Genomic DNA, 18,261 nt, shown 5'->3' with positions numbered 1-18,261 from the left:
CGCTACAGGTTTATCGCAATCGACAGGGGTTGATCTGATCCCGGCGCGTTGTGCCGAAACATCCGCCGCTGGTTTACACTGCGCCATTGCGACGCAATATGTCGCATTGCCGTAAACCCGCGTAAAACCGGGGTTGGCGCTATAAGAAGTTGTCGCTTGGCGACAAGGTGGCGCTGAAAACTGTCCTTACAATCCCTGCATCGCCCGCCAGTTCCAGGCAGGCGTTCCTCTTCAGGAGACTCCGATGTCCGTTGAGCAAGCCCCGGTGCAACGTGCCGATTTCGACCAGGTCATGGTTCCCAACTATGCACCTGCCGCCTTTATCCCCGTGCGTGGCGCAGGTTCGCGCGTCTGGGACCAGGCCGGTCGCGAGCTGATCGACTTTGCCGGCGGCATCGCGGTTAACGTATTGGGCCACGCGCACCCGGCGCTGGTCGGTGCACTGACCGAGCAGGCCAACAAGCTGTGGCACGTTTCCAACGTCTTCACCAATGAGCCGGCCCTGCGCCTGGCACATAAGCTGATCGACGCCACCTTTGCCGAGCGCGTGTTCTTCTGCAACTCCGGCGCCGAAGCCAACGAGGCCGCGTTCAAGCTGGCTCGTCGTGTGGCGTTCGACCGTTTCGGTACTGAGAAGTACGAGATCATCGCCGCGCTGAACAGTTTCCACGGCCGTACCCTGTTCACCGTCAACGTCGGTGGCCAGTCGAAGTACTCCGACGGTTTCGGGCCTAAAATCACCGGCATTACGCACGTTCCTTACAACGACCTGGACGCGCTGAAAGCCGCCGTGTCTGACAAGACCTGCGCCGTGGTGCTGGAACCGATTCAGGGCGAAGGCGGCGTGCTGCCGGCCGAGCTGGCTTACCTGCAAGGTGCCCGCGAGCTGTGCGACGCCAACAACGCGCTGTTGGTGTTCGACGAAGTGCAAACCGGCATGGGCCGCAGCGGCCACCTGTTCGCTTACCAGCACTACGGCGTGGTGCCGGACATCCTCACCAGCGCCAAGAGCCTGGGCGGCGGTTTCCCGATTGCCGCCATGCTCACCCGTGAAGACCTGGCCAAGCACTTGGTGGTCGGCACCCACGGCACCACCTACGGCGGTAACCCGCTCGCGTGCGCGGTGGCAGAAGCGGTGATCGACGTGATCAACACCCCAGAAGTGCTGGCCGGCGTGAATGCCAAGCACGACCTGTTCAAGGCGCGCCTGGAACAGATCGGCGAGAAGTACGGCATCTTCACCCAAGTGCGCGGCATGGGCCTGCTGATTGGTTGCGTGCTCAGCGATGCGTTCAAAGGCAAGGCCAAGGACGTGTTCAACGCGGCCGAGAAAGAAAACCTGATGATCCTGCAAGCCGGCCCCGACGTGGTGCGTTTCGCCCCGAGCCTGGTGGTGGAAGAGGCGGACATCCAGGAAGGCCTGGACCGTTTTGAACGTGCTGTGAAGACGTTGACGCAAGCCTGATTGACCGTTCGGCGCCTGAGTGATCGGGCGTCGAGCAAAAATTCTATATGCCGGACCGAATCAAATGTGGGAGCCAATTTCTGTGGAAGCTGGCTTGCCTGCGATGCAGACAACTCGGTGCATTTGTTAAACCGCGTTGATGCTATCGCAGGCAAGCCAGCGCCCACAAAAGACTCCCCACATTGGATCTGTGTGAGCCCAGATCCTGTGTCCGGCATTTTTCCCTCTGTGAGTTTTCGAGTTAAGGAGTGACACCATGCTGGTGATGCGCCCCGCGCAAATGGCTGATCTGGGCGAGGTACAGCGTCTGGCTGCGGACAGCCCGATTGGTGTCACCTCCTTGCCGGATGATGTGGAACGCCTAAGCGACAAGATCGCCGCCAGCGAAGCGTCCTTCGCGGCCGAGGTCAGTTTCAACGGTGAAGAAAGTTATTTCTTCGTGCTCGAAGACACCTCAACCGGCAAGCTCGTCGGCTGCTCGGCCATTGTGGCCTCGGCCGGTTACTCGGAGCCGTTCTACAGCTTTCGTAACGAAACCTTCGTGCACGCCTCCCGCGAGCTGAAGATCCACAACAAGATCCACGTGCTTTCCCAGTGCCACGACCTCACCGGCAACAGCCTGCTCACCAGCTTCTATGTGGAGCCTGCGCTGGTCGGTTCGCCGTGGTCGGAACTCAACTCCCGTGGCCGCCTGTTGTTCGTCGCCAGCCACCCCGAGCGCTTTGCCGACTCGGTGGTGACCGAGATTGTCGGCTACAGCGACGAGAACGGTGATTCGCCGTTCTGGGACGCCATCGGCCGCAATTTCTTCGACCTCAACTACGCCGCTGCCGAACGGCTGTGCGGGCTGAAAAGCCGCACGTTCCTCGCCGAACTGATGCCGCATTACCCGATCTACGTGCCGCTGCTGCCGGACGAAGCCCAGGAAGCCATGGGCCAGGTACACCCGCGTGCGCAGATCACCTTCGACATCCTGATGCGTGAAGGTTTTGAAACTGATCATTACATCGACATCTTCGACGGCGGCCCAACGCTGCATGCACGGGTCTCGGGCATTCGCTCGATTGCCCAGAGCCGCGTGGTGCCGGTGAAGATCGGCGAGATGGTCAAGGGGGCCGGCCGTCAGTACCTGGTAAGCAATGCGCAGTTGCAGGATTACCGCGCGGTGATGCTGGACCTGGACTACGCACCCGGCAAACCGGTGACGTTGGACCTGGAAACGGCCGAAGCCCTGGGTGTTGGCGAAGGTGCCAGTGTGCGCCTGGTTGCTGTTTAAAAAAGAGTTTCGCGGGTGGCTGCAAAGCGGCCCGTTTGAGGAGATAGCATGATCGTTCGTCCCGTACGCAGCAGCGATTTACCGGCCCTGATTGATCTGGCGCGCAGCACCGGCACCGGCCTCACCACCTTGCCGGCCAACGAAGAGCGCCTGACCCACCGAGTGGGCTGGGCCGAGAAAACCTTTCGCGGCGAAGCCGGGCGCGGCGATGCCGACTACCTGTTTGTGCTGGAAAACGACGAAGGCCGTGTGGTGGGTATTTCTGCCATTGCCGGTGCCGTCGGCCTGCGCGAGCCTTGGTACAACTTCCGGGTCGGGCTGACCGTCAGCGCCTCCCAGGAGCTGAATATCTACCGCGAGATTCCGACGCTGTTTTTGGCCAACGACCTCACCGGTAATTCCGAGCTGTGCTCGCTGTTCCTGCACGCCGATTACCGCAACGGCCTCAATGGCCGCATGCTGGCCAAGGCGCGCATGTTGTTTATCGCGGAATTCCCGCAGCTGTTCGGCAACAAGATCATTGCCGAGATGCGCGGCGTGTCCAACGAGGCCGGGCGTTCGCCGTTCTGGGAAAGCCTGGGCCGGCACTTCTTCAAGATGGAATTCAGCCAGGCCGACTACCTCACCGGTGTGGGCAACAAGGCCTTTATCGCCGAGCTGATGCCCAAGTTTCCGCTGTACAGCTGCTTCCTGTCTGAAGACGCGCGCAATGTGATCGGCAAGGTGCACCCGGATACCGAGCCGGCGCTGAGCATGCTCAAGAGCGAAGGGTTCAGCTACCAGGGCTATGTCGATATTTTCGACGCTGGCCCGGCGGTGGAGTGTGAGACCAGTAAAATCCGTGCGGTGCGCGACAGCCAGTCGCTGGTGTTGGCCATCGGCACGCCGGGGGACGACGCCACGCCGTTCCTGATTCATAACCGCAAGCGCGAGGAGTGCCGCATCACGGCCGCTCCGGCCCGGCTGGCGGCAGGCACCTTGGTGGTCGATCAGCAGACCGCCAAACGCCTGCAACTGGTGGTGGGTGATCAAGTGCGTGCTGTTGCGTTGTCTGCTGCTCGGGAGTCGAAATAATGAATTCGCTGTATATCGCAGGTAGCTGGCTGGCTGGCCAGGGTGAACTGTTTGAATCGCGCAACCCCGTCACCCAGCACGTGCTGTGGGCCGGCAATGGCGCCACTGCCGAACAGGTTGAGTCGGCGGTGCAGGCCGCGCGCCAAGCGTTCCCCGGCTGGGCCCGGCGCCCGCTGGAAGAGCGCATCAGCGTGTTGGAAACCTTCGCCGCCACGCTGAAAAGCCGCGCCGATGAAATCGCCCGCTGCATCGGTGAAGAAACCGGCAAGCCGCTGTGGGAGTCGGCCACCGAAGTCACCAGCATGGCCAACAAGATCGCGATCTCGGTGCAAAGCTACCGCGAACGTACCGGCGAGAAGAGCGGCCCGCTGGGCGACGCCACTGCCGTGTTGCGCCACAAGCCCCACGGTGTGGTGGCGGTGTTCGGCCCTTACAACTTCCCGGGCCACTTGCCGAACGGGCATATTGTCCCGGCATTGCTGGCGGGCAATACCGTGCTGTTCAAGCCGAGCGAGCTGACCCCTAAAGTCGCCGAGCTGACCGTGCAGTGCTGGATCGAAGCCGGTTTGCCGGCGGGCGTGTTGAACCTGCTGCAAGGCGCGCGCGAAACCGGTATTGCCCTGGCGGCCAACCCAGGTATCGACGGGTTGTTCTTCACTGGTTCCAGCCGCACCGGCAATCACTTGCACCAGCAATTCTCCGGGCGCCCGGACAAGATCCTCGCGCTGGAAATGGGCGGCAACAACCCACTGGTGGTCGACGAAGTGGCCGACGTGGATGCGGCGGTCTACACCATCATCCAGTCAGCGTTCATTTCTGCCGGCCAGCGTTGCACCTGTGCGCGTCGCTTGCTGGTGCCGGAAGGCGCCTGGGGCGATGCGTTGCTGGCGCGCCTGGTGGCGGTGAGCGCGACGATTGCAGTCGGTGCGTTCGACCAGCAGCCGGCGCCGTTCATGGGCTCGGTGATTTCCCTCGGTGCGGCGAAAGCCTTGATGGACGCCCAGCAATTGATGTTGGCCAATGGCGCCGTGGCGCTGCTGGAAATGACCCAGCCCCAGGATCAGGCCGCGTTGCTGACCCCAGGCATTATCGATGTGACCGGCGTGACCGAGCGCGAAGATGAAGAGCTGTTCGGCCCGCTGTTGCAGGTGATCCGCTACGCTGATTTTGCCGCGGCCATCGCTGAGGCCAACAACACCCAGTACGGTTTGGCCGCGGGTTTGTTGTCCGATTCCGAATCGCGCTACCAGCAGTTCTGGCTGGAAAGCCGCGCCGGCATCGTCAACTGGAACAAACAGCTGACCGGCGCCGCCAGTACTGCGCCGTTCGGTGGGGTAGGGGCCTCGGGCAACCACCGCGCGAGTGCTTATTACGCGGCGGATTATTGCGCGTACCCGGTGGCCTCGCTTGAGACCCCGAGCTTGGTGGTCCCCGCAACGCTGACCCCAGGTATAACGCTGAAGTGAAGGTGACACTGATCTAATGTGGGAGCTGGCGTGCCTACGATGGCATCACCTCGGTCCAGCTGAAAGACCGAGTCGTCTGCATCGCAGGCACGCCAGCTCCCGCACTTGATCGGGTTACAGATAGAGATCTGCACTAGATGCCTATAAAAACAGATGTTCGTGGAGCCTCGCCGATGAAATCCTATGAAGTCAATTTTGACGGTCTAGTGGGGCCGACCCATAACTACGGCGGTTTGTCCTACGGCAACGTCGCGTCCCAGAGCAACAGCCAGCAGTCTTCGAACCCGAAGGAAGCGGCGTTGCAGGGCCTGCAAAAAATGAAAGCGCTGATGGACATGGGCTTTGTGCAAGGCGTGCTGGCACCGCAGGAACGTCCTGACGTAGCCGCCCTGCGCAACCTCGGCTTCAGCGGCAGCGATGCCCAAGTCATCCAGCAAGCCGCCAAGCAAGCCATGCCGCTGCTGGTCGCCAGCTGCTCGGCGTCGAGCATGTGGGTGGCCAACGCCGCCACGGTCAGCCCGAGCGCCGACACGGCGGATGGTCGCGTGCATTTCACTGCCGCCAACCTCAACTGCAAATACCACCGCAGCATCGAGCACCCGACCACCAGCCGCGTGCTGGGGGCGATGTTTGCCAATGGCAAACACTTCGCCCACCACGCCGCATTGCCGGCGGTGGCGCAGTTCGGCGACGAAGGCGCGGCCAACCACACGCGTTTCTGCCGTGACTATGGCGAGGCGGGCGTCGAGTTCTTCGTGTTCGGCCGCAGTGCGTTCGACACCCGTTACCCGGCGCCGCAGAAATACCCGGCGCGCCAGACCCTTGAAGCCTCCCAAGCCGTCGCGCGCTTGCACGGCTTGAAGGACGACGGCGTGGTCTACGCCCAGCAGAACCCATCAGTGATCGATGCCGGTGTGTTCCACAACGACGTGATTGCGGTGGGCAACGGCGAGGTGCTGTTCTATCACGAGGACGCCTTCCTCAACACCGAGCAGATGCTCGCTGAGTTGCACGGCAAGTTGGGCAAGCTGGGCGGCAACTTCCAGTCGGTGTGCGTGCCGCGCGCCCAGGTCAGCGTCGAGGACGCAGTGCGTTCCTACTTGTTCAACAGCCAGTTGCTGACCCGCGCCGACGGCTCGATGCTGCTGATCGTGCCGGAAGAATGCCGTGCCAACGAGCGCGTCTGGCAGTACCTGCAAGGCCTGACAGCGTCCGGCGGGCTGATCCGCGAAGTAAAGGTGTTCGACCTCAAGCAAAGCATGCAGAACGGCGGTGGCCCGGCGTGCCTGCGCTTGCGCGTAGCGTTGAACGAAACGGAACTGGCGGCGGTGAATCCAGGCGTTATCATGACGGCGCCGTTGTACGACACGCTGACCCAATGGGTCGACAAGCACTACCGCGACAGCCTGCGCGAAAGCGACCTGGCTGACCCGCAATTGCTGCTTGAGTGCCGGACGGCACTGGATGAACTGACGCAAATCCTTAAACTGGGCTCGGTTTATCCTTTCCAGATCAATTAATTCCGCACGGCTGAGAACTATTTATGACCACCGACACCCTGAAACTGATCCTTGAAGACACCGACGGCACCCAGCTGGAAACCTCCTGCACCCGCGTCGCCGTGGTCTGGCAGGGCAAAGAGATCTGGATCCAGCACGACGGCCGCGGCCAACTGCTGATCGGTGTAGACGTGGAAGAAGGCGACGCCGAGTACGCCAACCTGCTGATGCGCCCACTGGCCACCAACCTGATGAGCCTGCAGCTGGAAATGGAACCGGCTGATGTCGAAGGTGATGACGACGATCACGTCCACGGCCCTGGCTGCAACCACTAAGGAAGCTGCTTATGCTCGCCCTCGGCAAACTGCTTGAACTGACCCTCGCCGGTCGCGAACCGGCGCAAAAAATTCAACTGACTGTCGACGGCGTGCAGATGCGCTGGCTCAGCGAGGGCGCGCTCGAAGTGCGCCCGCCTGAAGCGAAGGACAACGGCGGCGACCTGCTGCTGTCGTCCGGCATCCATGGCAACGAAACGGCGCCGATCGAACTGCTCGATCGCCTGTTGCATGGCATCGCCCGTGGGGAGATTAAACCCCGCTCCCGTATTCTGTTCCTGTTCGGCAACCCCGAGGCCATGCGCCGCGGCGAGCGTTACCTCGAATTGGACGTCAACCGGCTGTTCAACGGCCGCCATGAACAAAACATCGGCCCGGAGGCCATGCGCGCCGCCGAGCTTGAGCAACTGGCCCGCACCTTCTTCAGCCTGCCTGGCCGTTCGCGCCTGCATTACGACCTGCACACCGCCATTCGCGGCTCGAAGATCGAGCAGTTCGCCCTGTACCCGTGGAAGGAAGGCCGCCAGCACTCACGCCACGAACTGGCGCGCCTGTGCGCCGCCGGCATGCAAGCGGTGCTGTTGCAGAATAAGACCTCGATCACCTTCACCGCGTTTACCTACGAACAACTGGAGGCCGAAGCCTTCACGTTGGAATTGGGCAAGGCGCGGCCGTTCGGGCATAACCAGGGCGTGGATGTTTCCCGCCTGGAGGCGCGCCTCAAGCACATCATCGAAGGCTCTGAGCCTGCGACCGAGAGCCTGGATGGCCTGCAGCTGTTTGCCGTGTCGCGTGAAGTGATCAAGCACAGTGATGCGTTCTTGCTGCACCTGCCGGCGGATGTGGAAAACTTTTCGCCATTGGCCAAGGGCTATCTGCTGGCTGAAGACGTGGCCAAGACGCGTTGGGTGATCGAAGAGGAGGGCGCGCGCATCATCTTTCCCAACCCTAAGGTGAAGAATGGTTTGCGTGCTGGGATATTGATTGTGCCGACCACGGATGCTGGCCTGGCATAAATCTCAAGGCTTGATCGGATCCAACTGTGGGGGCGGGCTTGTGTAAGAGCTGGCTTGCCTGCGATAGCATCACCGCGGTGTGACTGACACACCGAGGTGACTGCATCGCGGGCAAGCCCGACTCCCACACAAGCCCCTCCCACATTTTTTTTGCGGTGTTGCTTAAACCGCTACAGCGCGCGGTTCACTGCGACGGATAGCGCGGACCTTGTGCAGCGTATCGGCGCAGGTGCGTGCAGCTTCCTGGCCCTTGTGCACAAAGTGCTCGTAGAAGAACGTGGTGTGCTCGCTGCCGGCGTGGAAGTGATGCGGGGTCAGGGACACCGAGAACACCGGCACTTCGGTTTCCAACTGCACCTGCATCAGGCCGCTGACCACCGATTGGGCGACGAATTCGTGGCGGTAGATGCCGCCGTCCACCACCAGCGCGGCGGCAACGATACCGGCGTAACGGCCGGTCTTAGCCAGCAGCTTGGCGTGCAGGGGCAGTTCAAAGGCGCCGCCGACTTCGAAGAAGTCGATGTCCGATTCCTGGTAGCCCTGGGCGATCATTTCGGCGAGGAAGCCTTTACGCGATTGGTCGACAATATCCTTGTGCCAGCAGGCCTGGATAAACGCGACACGCTCGCCGTGATGGTTTTTGCTTTTGCTGTCGATTGCGGTGGGTTGCATGTTCTGACTCCTGTTTAAGAAAAAAACAGGGCGTTATGAATCGAATGGGATTTAAGGGTACGAAGCGCTGCGTCATGCAAGCATGAACCCGGCGCGCGGCCCTTAGGTGCCAATCCCGTTCTCTCTTCATCCGGACTATGACCGTCGGCCCCGGGATCACACCGGGTCTGCTGACCTTGTCGCCGTCCTGCGTGAGCAGTTCGAGGCGCCAAGCGCTCGCGGGCTATGCACATTGCGTGCAATTACCGCCGGTGGGGAATTGCACCCCGCCCTGAGAACGTTGCCGCCAGAACCCTGGTGGCGGAGAGTTTTTAACATGGTTTTTCAAAAACTGCACGATTGCCGCATCGATAACCTATATCGGTTTGTTTGGTTGGTATTCGATTGAAGTAACGTGGGGCTTGATATTGCGTGGCTTTGCCCGCAGTAATCATCCATAAAAGGAACTTATTTAACCCATTAGAGGCTTGTTTCATGTCTGTGATCGACCTGCGTAGCGACACCGTGACCCAACCCACCTCCGGCATGCGTGACGCGATGGCCAGTGCCGCCAGCGGCGACGACGTCTACGGCGAAGACCCGAGCGTCAACCACCTGGAGGCCGAACTGGCCAAGCGCTTGGGGTTCGAGGCGGCGTTGTTCGTGCCCACCGGCACCATGAGCAACCTGTTGGCGTTGATGGCTCACTGTGAGCGCGGCGAGGAGTACATCGTCGGGCAGCAGGCTCATACCTACAAATACGAAGGCGGTGGCGCGGCGGTGCTGGGCTCGATCCAGCCGCAGCCGCTGGAAGTACAGGCTGACGGCTCGCTGGATCTGGACCACGTGCTGGCAGCGATCAAACCCGACGATTTCCACTTCGCCCGCACCCGTCTGCTGGCGTTGGAAAACACCATGCAGGGCAAAGTGTTGCCGCTGGAATACTTGGCGAAGGCGCGTGCGTTTACCCGTGAGCATGGCCTGTCTTTGCACTTGGATGGCGCGCGAATCTACAACGCGGCGGTCAAGCTTGGGGTGGATGCGCGGGAAATCGCCCAGCATTTCGACTCGGTGTCGGTGTGCCTGTCCAAAGGCCTGGGTGCGCCGATCGGCTCAGTGTTGTGCGGCTCGGCGGCGTTGATCGCCAAGGCGCGTCGCCTGCGCAAGATGGTCGGTGGCGGTATGCGCCAGGCCGGCTCCCTGGCGGCGGCGGGGCTGTATGCGTTGGATCACCAGGTGCAGCGCCTGGCCGATGACCACGCCAATGCGCAGTGGCTGGGCGATGCGTTGCGCAAAGCCGGCTTTGAGGTGGAACCGGTCCAGACCAACATGGTGTATGTGCAGGTCGGTGATCGGGCGCAGGCCTTGAAGGCATTTGCTGCTGAGCGCGGCATCAAGCTGAGCGCCGCGCCGCGTCTGCGCATGGTCACGCATCTGGATGTCAGCCGGGCGCAGATTGAGCACGTCGTGCAGGCATTTGTCGATTTTTCGCAGAAATGACCGTGCCCGCCGTCTAATTGAGCGCTTCTATCGTATAAACACGCTGTACCACCGGCAAAGGGCCGATATAATGCGGCCCTTTGCCGTCGCTCCGTCTGATGATGTTGCGCACTGGCCTTTGGCCGCAGCCTCCGTGGAAGAACCTAATGAAAAGCGCAGAAATCCGTGAAGCCTTCCTTCGCTTCTTCGAAGAGCAAGGCCACACCCGTGTAGCCTCCAGCTCCTTGATCCCAGGCAATGACCCAACCCTGCTGTTCACTAACGCGGGGATGAACCAGTTCAAGGACTGCTTCCTGGGCCAGGAAAAGCGCGCGTATACCCGCGCGACCAGCAGCCAGAAGTGCGTACGCGCCGGGGGCAAGAACAGCGACCTGGAAAACGTCGGCTACACCGCTCGCCACCACACTTTTTTCGAGATGCTGGGTAACTTCAGCTTCGGCGACTATTTCAAGAAAGATGCGATTACGTTCGCCTGGACCTTCCTGACTGGCGTGCTGAAGCTGCCGAAAGAAAAACTCTGGGTCACCGTCTACGCGACGGACGACGAAGCGTATGACATCTGGACCAAAGAAATCGGCGTTCCAGCTGAGCGCATGATTCGCATCGGCGACAACAAGGGCGCCCCTTACGCCTCCGATAACTTCTGGACCATGGGCGATACCGGCCCGTGCGGCCCGTGCACCGAGATTTTCTACGATCACGGCGCCGACATCTGGGGCGGCCCACCGGGCTCGCCGGAAGAAGATGGCGACCGTTACATCGAAATCTGGAACAACGTGTTCATGCAATTCAACCGCACCGCCGATGGCGTGTTGCATCCGCTGCCGGCACCGTCGGTTGACACCGGCATGGGCCTGGAGCGGATCAGTGCGGTGATGCAGCACGTTCACTCCAACTACGAAATCGACCTGTTCACCAACCTGTTGAGCGCGTCTGCCGCAGCCATTGGTTGCGCCAACGAAGGCCAGTCTTCGCTCAAGGTGGTGTCGGACCATATCCGTTCCTGTGGCTTCCTGATCGCCGACGGCGTACTGCCGTCGAACGAAGGCCGTGGCTATGTGTTGCGCCGTATCATTCGTCGCGCCTGCCGTCACGGTAACAAGCTGGGCGCTACCGGTAGCTTCTTCTACAAAATCGTTGCCGCGCTGGTGGCCGAGATGGGCGATGCCTTTCCGGAACTCAAGCAGCAGCAGGCCAACATCGAGCGTGTGCTCAAGGCTGAAGAAGAGCAGTTCTCCAAGACCCTGGAGCACGGCTTGAAGATTCTCGAGCAGGACCTGGCTGAGCTCAAAGGCACTGTGGTGCCGGGCGACGTGGTGTTCAAGCTGTATGACACCTACGGTTTCCCGATGGACCTGACCGCCGACATCGCCCGTGAGCGCGAGCTGACCGTCGATGAGGCGGGTTTTGAGCGTGAGATGGAAGCCCAGCGTGTACGCGCGCGTTCCGCCAGCTCCTTTGGTCTGGACTACAACACCCTGGTCAAAGTTGATGTGCCGACCGCGTTCACCGGTTATCAGGCCACGGCAGGCTCGGCCAAGATCGTGGCTATCTATAAAGATGGCAAGTCGGTTGACGTGTTGAGCGAAGGCGAAGAGGCGGTGGTGGTGCTTGACCAGACGCCGTTCTACGCCGAGTCCGGTGGCCAGGTGGGTGATTGCGGCTTCCTGAGCTCGACGTCCGGTCGTTTTGAAGTGCGCGACACCACCAAGACCGGCGGTGCGTTCCTGCACCACGGTGTGTTGGTGTTGGGTAACCTGACGGTCGGCGCGCCAGTCGACACGCAGGTTGATGCCGACGTGCGGCATGCAACTGCTTTGAACCATTCTGCCACTCACTTGCTGCACGCCGCGTTGCGTCAGGTGTTGGGTGAGCACGTGCAGCAGAAGGGTTCGTTGGTCGATAGCCAGCGCCTGCGCTTTGACTTCAGCCACTTTGAAGCGATCAAGCCTGAACAGATCAAGGCGCTGGAAGAGATCGTCAACGCTGAAATCCGCAAGAACACCCCGGTGGAAACCGAAGAAACCGATATCGAAACCGCCAAGAACAAAGGCGCCATGGCGCTGTTTGGCGAGAAGTACGGCGACGAAGTGCGTGTACTGAGCATGGGCGGCAGCTTCTCGGTGGAGCTGTGTGGCGGTATCCATGCCAACCGTACCGGCGACATCGGCCTGCTGAAAATCATCAGCGAAGGCGGTGTGGCCTCCGGCGTACGTCGTATTGAAGCGGTTACTGGTGCTGCGGCCCTGGCCTACCTCAATGCGGGCGAAGAACAACTCAAGGAAGCGGCCGGCCTGGTCAAGGGCAGTCGCGACAACCTGATCGACAAGCTGTCCGCCGTACTGGAACGCAACCGCGCGCTGGAGAAACAGCTGGAGCAGTTGCAGGCCAAGGCAGCCAGCGCGGCGGGCGACGATCTGTCGGCCTCGGCGCTGGACGTCAAGGGCGTGAAAGTCCTGGCCGTACGCCTGGACGGTCAGGACGGCAAGGCGCTGTTGGCCTTGGTCGATCAGTTGAAGAACAAGCTCGGCCGCGCAGTGATCCTGCTCGGCGGTGTCCATGAGGAAAAGGTCGTTCTGGTTGCCGGTGTAACCAAAGACCTGACTGGCCAACTCAAGGCCGGTGATTTAATGAAGCAAGCCGCTGCGGCAGTGGGCGGGAAGGGCGGTGGTCGTCCGGACATGGCGCAAGGCGGTGGTGTAGACGCCGGCAGCCTGGACGCGGCCCTGGCCCTGACCGTGCCGTTTGTCGAAGCCGGTATTTAAGGCGCTATGGCTGAGCCCGTGGTCTAGTCATGGGCTCGTTCGGTTGCTGGAATATTTGTTTATTGGGCGCCCCTTTACGGGCTGAGGCGGCTTAGAAATGGCTTTGATCGTACAGAAATTTGGAGGCACCTCGGTCGGCTCTGTCGAAAGAATCGAGCAGGTCGCCGACAAGGTTAAGAAATTCCGCGACGCCGGCGACGACTTGGTGGTGGTGCTGTCAGCCATGAGCGGGGAGACCAATCGCCTGATCGATCTGGCCAAGGCAATCAGCGGTGATCAACAGCCGCTGCCGCGTGAGTTGGATGTGATCGTGTCCACTGGCGAGCAGGTGACTATCGCCTTGCTGGCTATGGCGCTGAATAAGCGCGGTGTGCCGGCAGTGTCCTACACTGGCAGTCAGGTGCGCATCCTCACCGATAGCGCACATACCAAGGCGCGCATCCTGCAGATTGATGATCAGAAAATTCGTACTGATCTCAAGGCTGGGCGCGTGGTAGTTGTAGCAGGCTTCCAGGGTGTGGACGAACACGGCAACATCACTACCCTTGGGCGTGGTGGTTCGGACACCACCGGTGTGGCGCTGGCAGCGGCCCTCAAGGCGGATGAATGCCAGATCTATACCGATGTGGACGGCGTGTACACCACCGATCCGCGTGTGGTGTCCGTGGCCCAGCGCCTGGACAAGATCACCTTTGAAGAGATGCTGGAAATGGCCAGCCTCGGTTCCAAGGTGTTGCAGATCCGCGCGGTGGAGTTCGCCGGCAAGTACAACGTTCCGCTGCGCGTATTGCACAGCTTCAAAGAGGGTCCGGGCACCCTCATTACTATTGATGAAGAGGAATCCATGGAACAGCCGATCATTTCCGGCATCGCTTTCAATCGCGATGAAGCCAAGCTGACGATCCGTGGCGTGCCGGATACCCCGGGCGTGGCCTTCAAGATCCTCGGCCCTATCAGCGGTGCGAACATTGAAGTCGACATGATCGTGCAGAACGTTTCGCACGATAACACCACCGATTTCACCTTCACCGTGCACCGTAACGAGTACGATGCGGCGGAACGGATCCTGCAGAACACCGCGAGCGAGATCGGCGCCCGTGAAGTGGTCGGCGATACCAAGATTACCAAGGTGTCGATCGTGGGTGTGGGCATGCGTTCCCATGCCGGCGTTGCCAGCCGCATGTTCGAGGCGCTGGCCAAGGAAAGCATCAACATCCAGATGATCTCCACGTCGGAAATCAAAGTCTCGGTGGTGATCGAAGAGAAGTACCTGGAACTGGCTGTACGCTCGCTGCATACCGCTTTTGAGCTGGATGCTCCGGCCCGACCGGGCGAGTGATGCGATGCCAGGAAGGCGCGGCTTACCGCGCCTTTCATTTTTTTGCCGGGCGCATGTTCTTTTTGGTGCGCTCGACAATACTTAGGCGAGTAGGGCTGTGACCTTTGGGTTGCAGTTCGAAGGCCTTTTTTTTGCAGACTGTTGTTCCTGAACTGAAATGCGTGAGGAGAAAGGTATGCTGATTCTGACTCGTCGTTGCGCAGAAAGCCTGATTATCGGTGATGGCGAAATCACCGTGACCGTGCTCGGCGTCAAAGGCAATCAAGTACGTATAGGGGTTAACGCTCCGAAAGAGGTAGCGGTCCACCGCGAGGAAATCTACCTGCGGATCAAGAAAGAGAAGGACGAAGAACCAAGCCTTTAATTTTTATCGTTTTTTATGTTTGCAAACGGGGATGAACGTGGTTAATATACGCCCCGTGTTGCGGAGAGCTGGCCGAGTGGCCGAAGGCGCTCCCCTGCTAAGGGAGTACACCTCAAAAGGGTGTCGGGGGTTCGAATCCCCCGTTCTCCGCCATTATTTGCTTAGTACGTTGCAATCTGGTTTTTTCGGTAAGTTGTTGAAATTGCTCGAAAAAATAGCTTTACATAGAGATTGAACAGCCTATAATGCGCGGCAACAAATGCACTCGTAGCTCAGCTGGATAGAGTACTCGGCTACGAACCGAGCGGTCACAGGTTCGAATCCTGTCGAGTGCACCATTTAAGAGTCAGTTGCAGCGATGCAGGTGACTCAGCTTCAACCAGTTGTGATCTGGTCTAAAAACACAATCTGCACTCGTAGCTCAGCTGGATAGAGTACTCGGCTACGAACCGAGCGGTCACAGGTTCGAATCCTGTCGAGTGCACCATACAAACAAAAAGCCCGCCTAGTGCGGGCTTTTTGCCGTCTGGGGTTTGTGTAGGGTTTCATCTTTTTCTCCAGCGCCATGTGTTTTCCTTTCAGCCTGCGTCGTCGCAGTTCTATATGCAGCCGATGTTCAGCTTTGGCTCGCAAGCGCTTGTTCTTTCCAGTTTTTTAACGTTTAAAACGGACGCAAGGTGTATCATTGCGCCCGTCAGCCCCGCCGGGGCTTGTGGAATACCTCCATGGACTTACCCAGTAGTTACTCAGTACCCCGTTTTTCCAATCATGAATTGACTGATTGATCCTTCCGGCGTGCCCCGCTGCTGGGAGTGGAGTTCGCCTATGACCGAAGTAGAAGTAAAGAAAACACAAGACAGCCTGCAGGATCGTTTGGCTCAAGTTATCGAGCTGCTGCAGCGCCAGCGCGTGGTCGAAGACCTCACGCACCGCCAGGAAGGTCCGCATCACGACCGCGTCGAAAACCTGGTGCACCGGCAAAACCTCGTCGAGTTGCAGCGCAAGCTCGACGACCTGCACTCCGCCGACGTCGCCTATATCCTCGAAGCCTTGCCGCTGAATGATCGACTGACCCTTTGGCAGTTGGTCAAGGCTGACCGCGATGGCGATATCCTGCTCGAAGTGTCCGACTCGGTCCGTGAAACCCTGATCGCCGACATGGACGATCACGAGCTCCTCGCTGCGGCCAGGGAAATGGACGCCGACGAGTTGGCCGACTTGGCCCCCGAGTTGCCCCGTGATGTTGTCCATGAGCTGATGGAGGCTCTCGACAGCCAGCAGCGTGAGCGTGTGCGTTCAGCGCTGTCCTACGATGAGGATCAGGTCGGCGCGTTGATGGACTTCGAGATGGTCACCATCCGCGAAGACGTCAGCTTGGAAGTGGTATTGCGTTACCTGCGCCGCCTCAAAGAATTGCCCGGTCACACCGACAAGCTGTTCGTGGTCGACTACGAAGGCATTCTCAAGGGCGTGTTGCCGATCAAGCGTTTGCTGGTGAATGATCCTGACAAGAAAGTTGCGGATCTGATGGCCAGCGATACCGTGAGTTTTCACCCGGATGAAGACGCCTATGAGGCGGCGCAGGCGTTTGAGCGTTATGACTTGATCTCGGCGCCGGTGGTCGACAAGAACGGCAAGCTGATCGGCCGTTTGACCATCGATGAAATGGTCGACCTGATCCGTGAAGAGAGTGAAACCGAAGTCCTCAACATGGCGGGTCTGCGTGAAGAGGAAGACATTTTTGCGTCGGTCTGGCGTTCCCTGCATAACCGCTGGGCGTGGCTTGCGATCAACCTGATCACCGCCTTCATAGCTTCACGTGTGATCGGGCTGTTTGAAGGCTCCATCGAGAAGCTGGTGGCCCTCGCGGCGCTGATGCCGATTGTGGCCGGTATCGGCGGCAACTCCGGTAATCAAACCATCACCATGATCGTGCGCGCGATGGCGCTGGATCAGGTGAGTACCGCCAACTCCTCGCGCCTGCTGCGCAAAGAGTTGGCCGTGGGCCTTATCAACGGCCTGGTGTGGGGTGGTGTGATCGGTGTGGTCGCCTATTTGCTCTATGGCAGTTGGTCACTGGGCGTCGTGATGACGGCCGCCATGACCCTCAACCTGCTATTGGCGGCGCTGATGGGGGTGCTGATCCCCATGACCCTGGCGCGCCTTGGGCGCGACCCGGCGATGGGCGCCAGTGTGATGATCACCGCCATGACCGACAGTGGTGGCTTCTTCATCTTCCTGGGCTTGGCGACGATCTTCCTGCTCTGATCCCTTCCCGCGGGAGCAAATCTGCTCCCGCTTTGCTTCTTCTACTCAAATCCCAGGCAAAAAAAAGCCAGCACAGGGCTGGCTTCGGCTTTCAGTTGCAGATCAATTGGCTTCTGCGGCCGCCTCAACGTCGTGCGCAATAAGCGAGACGAGAGCATTTTGCTGGCGGTGGGAGAGCTGACGAAAACGCTGCAGCAGTTCGCGTTCGTGCAGTGACAGCTCTGGGCTGTCCAGGCGCATGCTCAACTCTTCGCCCAGCGCACCTTCCTGAATGAGGCTTTGTTCGAGGCGCGCGATGATTTCGGAGTTCATGCTGCGGTGATGATTGCGAGCCACCTCGGCAATGCGTTCCCGCATTCCGTCTGGCAGACGTACGACGAACTTGTCAGCCGTACGGCTGGAATAAATTGCCTGTTTCAATGGGCGCATATATTTAACCGGTTAGTTCAGGGGAGCGGTTTTTGGAATTGGCCGCAAGATGAGTGTTAAGACAAGGCTCACGACCAAAGTTCAACCCGAATTGCAAAGAGGCCGCATCATGCCTCAGATTTGACATTTCCTTGGCGTCAATTCTGTGACAAATATTGAACCGCCTAAAGGCTTTATGCCAGCACTCATTTGCATTTTTGCGGACTGGTTTGAAAACTTTTCAACGAGTGATTCCGCGACGGAACTTCTCGTAAGTCCAGGCCACGACTGGGTTTGAGGCCGCACATCCTATAGCAATATGGCCTTTTGCCCTCGCATTTAAGACTAGTGGCAATTTGCCGATTTGCTAGGGCGTTGCGACATAAGGTAGGAAGGGGTGACGCGAGGAGGTTCTTAGCGCAGCACAGGATCGAACTTGATACGGCGCCCAACGATCAGCGTCAGAACCAGCAAACCAGCGAAGACGCCGGCGGCTATGAGGGCTGTTGTTTGGCCGTCTTGAGAGGGTGTGCTCAGGCCAAATAGGCCGGCTGCCAGGGTCAGGCACAGGAATAACCAGGCGGGTTTCGTCATAAAGGTTTCCTCAGAAAACCCAGTGTTCAGAGACGGGGGCTGCCTGAGTGTCTTGGGCCACACGAATCGGCGACTGCACAGTGGGGTTCATCACCGCCAATTGCGGACGCTGTTGCAGGTGGTGAGGCACCGGCTGGCTGATTTGCGCGACGTCATCTTGGGTTGCTTGAAAATGGAACATGACCAGTGCAGCCAGGGCCAAAGCGTTGAGGCTTAACAGTAGGGCGCTGTTCATGTTCTT

At 59.7% G+C, this 18,261-nt stretch carries 16 protein-coding genes, 3 tRNA genes and 1 riboswitch; of the genes, 15 read left to right on the top strand and 4 right to left on the bottom strand.

Going from position 1 to position 18,261, the window contains the following annotated elements:
- The first annotated feature begins 244 nt into the window (after positions 1 to 244).
- The 7 genes from KZH41_RS24095 (at position 245) to astE (ending at position 8,131) form a co-directional block, all read left to right on the top strand.
- On the top strand, positions 245 to 1,465 hold the full coding sequence (locus KZH41_RS24095; RefSeq protein ID WP_094950492.1) for an aspartate aminotransferase family protein: 1,221 nt from the start codon (positions 245 to 247) through the stop codon (positions 1,463 to 1,465).
- Between the two features lie 256 nt (positions 1,466 to 1,721).
- On the top strand, positions 1,722 to 2,741 hold the full coding sequence (aruF, locus tag KZH41_RS24090; RefSeq protein WP_242152108.1) for an arginine/ornithine succinyltransferase subunit alpha: 1,020 nt from the start codon (positions 1,722 to 1,724) through the stop codon (positions 2,739 to 2,741).
- A gap of 48 nt (positions 2,742 to 2,789) precedes the next feature.
- Complete coding sequence (gene astA, locus KZH41_RS24085; RefSeq protein ID WP_094950495.1) at positions 2,790 to 3,815, top strand: arginine N-succinyltransferase; 1,026 nt, start codon at positions 2,790 to 2,792, stop codon at positions 3,813 to 3,815.
- Positions 3,812 to 5,281, top strand: coding sequence for a succinylglutamate-semialdehyde dehydrogenase (astD, locus tag KZH41_RS24080; protein ID WP_176462923.1), 1,470 nt, complete (start codon positions 3,812 to 3,814; stop codon positions 5,279 to 5,281). The genes astA and astD overlap by 4 nt, the downstream gene beginning before the upstream one ends.
- A 173-nt stretch (positions 5,282 to 5,454) precedes the next feature.
- Positions 5,455 to 6,801, top strand: coding sequence for an N-succinylarginine dihydrolase (gene astB / locus KZH41_RS24075; protein ID WP_094950498.1), 1,347 nt, complete (start codon positions 5,455 to 5,457; stop codon positions 6,799 to 6,801).
- A 23-nt stretch (positions 6,802 to 6,824) separates the two neighbouring features.
- Positions 6,825 to 7,115, top strand: a complete 291-nt coding sequence (locus KZH41_RS24070) for a hypothetical protein (protein ID WP_003214319.1) — start codon at positions 6,825 to 6,827, stop codon at positions 7,113 to 7,115.
- 11 nt (positions 7,116 to 7,126) lie between these two features.
- The gene (gene astE, locus KZH41_RS24065; protein ID WP_242152102.1) at positions 7,127 to 8,131 is read left to right on the top strand and encodes a succinylglutamate desuccinylase; all 1,005 of its coding nucleotides are present in this window, start codon (positions 7,127 to 7,129) and stop codon (positions 8,129 to 8,131) included.
- Positions 8,132 to 8,293: 162 nt separating this feature from the next.
- On the opposite strand, the gene KZH41_RS24060 is transcribed toward astE, so the two are convergent.
- On the bottom strand, positions 8,294 to 8,803 hold the full coding sequence (locus tag KZH41_RS24060; RefSeq protein WP_032879834.1) for a 6,7-dimethyl-8-ribityllumazine synthase: 510 nt from the start codon (positions 8,801 to 8,803) through the stop codon (positions 8,294 to 8,296).
- A gap of 113 nt (positions 8,804 to 8,916) precedes the next feature.
- A riboswitch (FMN riboswitch) is annotated at positions 8,917 to 9,086 on the bottom strand.
- A 191-nt stretch (positions 9,087 to 9,277) separates the two neighbouring features.
- Between KZH41_RS24060 and ltaE the strand changes: the two genes are divergently transcribed.
- From ltaE to mgtE, 8 genes are all read left to right on the top strand, one after another.
- Entirely contained in the window at positions 9,278 to 10,282 is a 1,005-nt protein-coding gene (gene ltaE / locus KZH41_RS24055) for a low-specificity L-threonine aldolase (RefSeq protein ID WP_242152099.1), read from the top strand.
- Positions 10,283 to 10,428: 146 nt separating this feature from the next.
- Complete coding sequence (gene alaS / locus KZH41_RS24050; protein WP_242152097.1) at positions 10,429 to 13,047, top strand: alanine--tRNA ligase; 2,619 nt, start codon at positions 10,429 to 10,431, stop codon at positions 13,045 to 13,047.
- Between the two features lie 97 nt (positions 13,048 to 13,144).
- A complete protein-coding gene (locus KZH41_RS24045) occupies positions 13,145 to 14,386 on the top strand; it encodes an aspartate kinase (RefSeq protein ID WP_094950502.1) in 1,242 nt (413 codons plus the stop codon).
- A 175-nt stretch (positions 14,387 to 14,561) separates the two neighbouring features.
- The gene (gene csrA, locus KZH41_RS24040; RefSeq protein ID WP_003175645.1) at positions 14,562 to 14,750 is read left to right on the top strand and encodes a carbon storage regulator CsrA; all 189 of its coding nucleotides are present in this window, start codon (positions 14,562 to 14,564) and stop codon (positions 14,748 to 14,750) included.
- A gap of 62 nt (positions 14,751 to 14,812) precedes the next feature.
- A tRNA-Ser gene (locus tag KZH41_RS24035) sits at positions 14,813 to 14,903 on the top strand.
- Between the two features lie 108 nt (positions 14,904 to 15,011).
- Positions 15,012 to 15,088: transfer RNA gene (locus KZH41_RS24030), tRNA-Arg, on the top strand.
- A gap of 72 nt (positions 15,089 to 15,160) precedes the next feature.
- Positions 15,161 to 15,237 (top strand) — tRNA-Arg (locus KZH41_RS24025).
- A 338-nt stretch (positions 15,238 to 15,575) separates the two neighbouring features.
- Entirely contained in the window at positions 15,576 to 17,018 is a 1,443-nt protein-coding gene (mgtE, locus tag KZH41_RS24020; RefSeq protein WP_094950503.1) for a magnesium transporter, read from the top strand.
- A 102-nt stretch (positions 17,019 to 17,120) separates the two neighbouring features.
- On the opposite strand, the gene KZH41_RS24015 is transcribed toward mgtE, so the two are convergent.
- The 3 genes from KZH41_RS24015 to KZH41_RS24005 form a co-directional block, all read right to left on the bottom strand.
- Complete coding sequence (locus KZH41_RS24015; RefSeq protein WP_003193592.1) at positions 17,121 to 17,447, bottom strand: Arc family DNA-binding protein; 327 nt, start codon at positions 17,445 to 17,447, stop codon at positions 17,121 to 17,123.
- A gap of 393 nt (positions 17,448 to 17,840) precedes the next feature.
- Complete coding sequence (locus tag KZH41_RS24010; RefSeq protein WP_094950504.1) at positions 17,841 to 18,020, bottom strand: PA3371 family protein; 180 nt, start codon at positions 18,018 to 18,020, stop codon at positions 17,841 to 17,843.
- Between the two features lie 10 nt (positions 18,021 to 18,030).
- Positions 18,031 to 18,255 carry a hypothetical protein gene (locus KZH41_RS24005; RefSeq protein ID WP_263273859.1) on the bottom strand — a complete coding sequence of 75 codons (225 nt, stop codon included), beginning with the start codon at positions 18,253 to 18,255 and terminating at the stop codon, positions 18,031 to 18,033.
- Between the last annotated feature and the right edge of the window lie 6 nt (positions 18,256 to 18,261).

Origin of the sequence: Pseudomonas sp. YeP6b (assembly GCF_025642995.1) — a bacterium.
GTDB lineage: Bacteria > Pseudomonadota > Gammaproteobacteria > Pseudomonadales > Pseudomonadaceae > Aquipseudomonas.
The sequence above is the reverse complement of the archived record's forward strand: the minus strand, read 5'-3'. Positions and strand labels throughout refer to the sequence as shown.

Coding starts and splice junctions, on each gene's coding strand:
- KZH41_RS24095 (WP_094950492.1), top strand. CDS start 245: ATGTCCGTTGAGCAAGCCCCGGTGCAACGTGCCGATTTCGACCAGGTC.
- aruF (WP_242152108.1), top strand. CDS start 1,722: ATGCTGGTGATGCGCCCCGCGCAAATGGCTGATCTGGGCGAGGTACAG.
- astA (WP_094950495.1), top strand. CDS start 2,790: ATGATCGTTCGTCCCGTACGCAGCAGCGATTTACCGGCCCTGATTGAT.
- astB (WP_094950498.1), top strand. CDS start 5,455: ATGAAATCCTATGAAGTCAATTTTGACGGTCTAGTGGGGCCGACCCAT.
- KZH41_RS24070 (WP_003214319.1), top strand. CDS start 6,825: ATGACCACCGACACCCTGAAACTGATCCTTGAAGACACCGACGGCACC.
- astE (WP_242152102.1), top strand. CDS start 7,127: ATGCTCGCCCTCGGCAAACTGCTTGAACTGACCCTCGCCGGTCGCGAA.
- KZH41_RS24060 (WP_032879834.1), bottom strand. CDS start 8,803: ATGCAACCCACCGCAATCGACAGCAAAAGCAAAAACCATCACGGCGAG.
- ltaE (WP_242152099.1), top strand. CDS start 9,278: ATGTCTGTGATCGACCTGCGTAGCGACACCGTGACCCAACCCACCTCC.
- alaS (WP_242152097.1), top strand. CDS start 10,429: ATGAAAAGCGCAGAAATCCGTGAAGCCTTCCTTCGCTTCTTCGAAGAG.
- KZH41_RS24045 (WP_094950502.1), top strand. CDS start 13,145: ATGGCTTTGATCGTACAGAAATTTGGAGGCACCTCGGTCGGCTCTGTC.
- csrA (WP_003175645.1), top strand. CDS start 14,562: ATGCTGATTCTGACTCGTCGTTGCGCAGAAAGCCTGATTATCGGTGAT.
- mgtE (WP_094950503.1), top strand. CDS start 15,576: ATGACCGAAGTAGAAGTAAAGAAAACACAAGACAGCCTGCAGGATCGT.
- KZH41_RS24015 (WP_003193592.1), bottom strand. CDS start 17,447: ATGCGCCCATTGAAACAGGCAATTTATTCCAGCCGTACGGCTGACAAG.
- KZH41_RS24010 (WP_094950504.1), bottom strand. CDS start 18,020: ATGACGAAACCCGCCTGGTTATTCCTGTGCCTGACCCTGGCAGCCGGC.
- KZH41_RS24005 (WP_263273859.1), bottom strand. CDS start 18,255: ATGAACAGCGCCCTACTGTTAAGCCTCAACGCTTTGGCCCTGGCTGCA.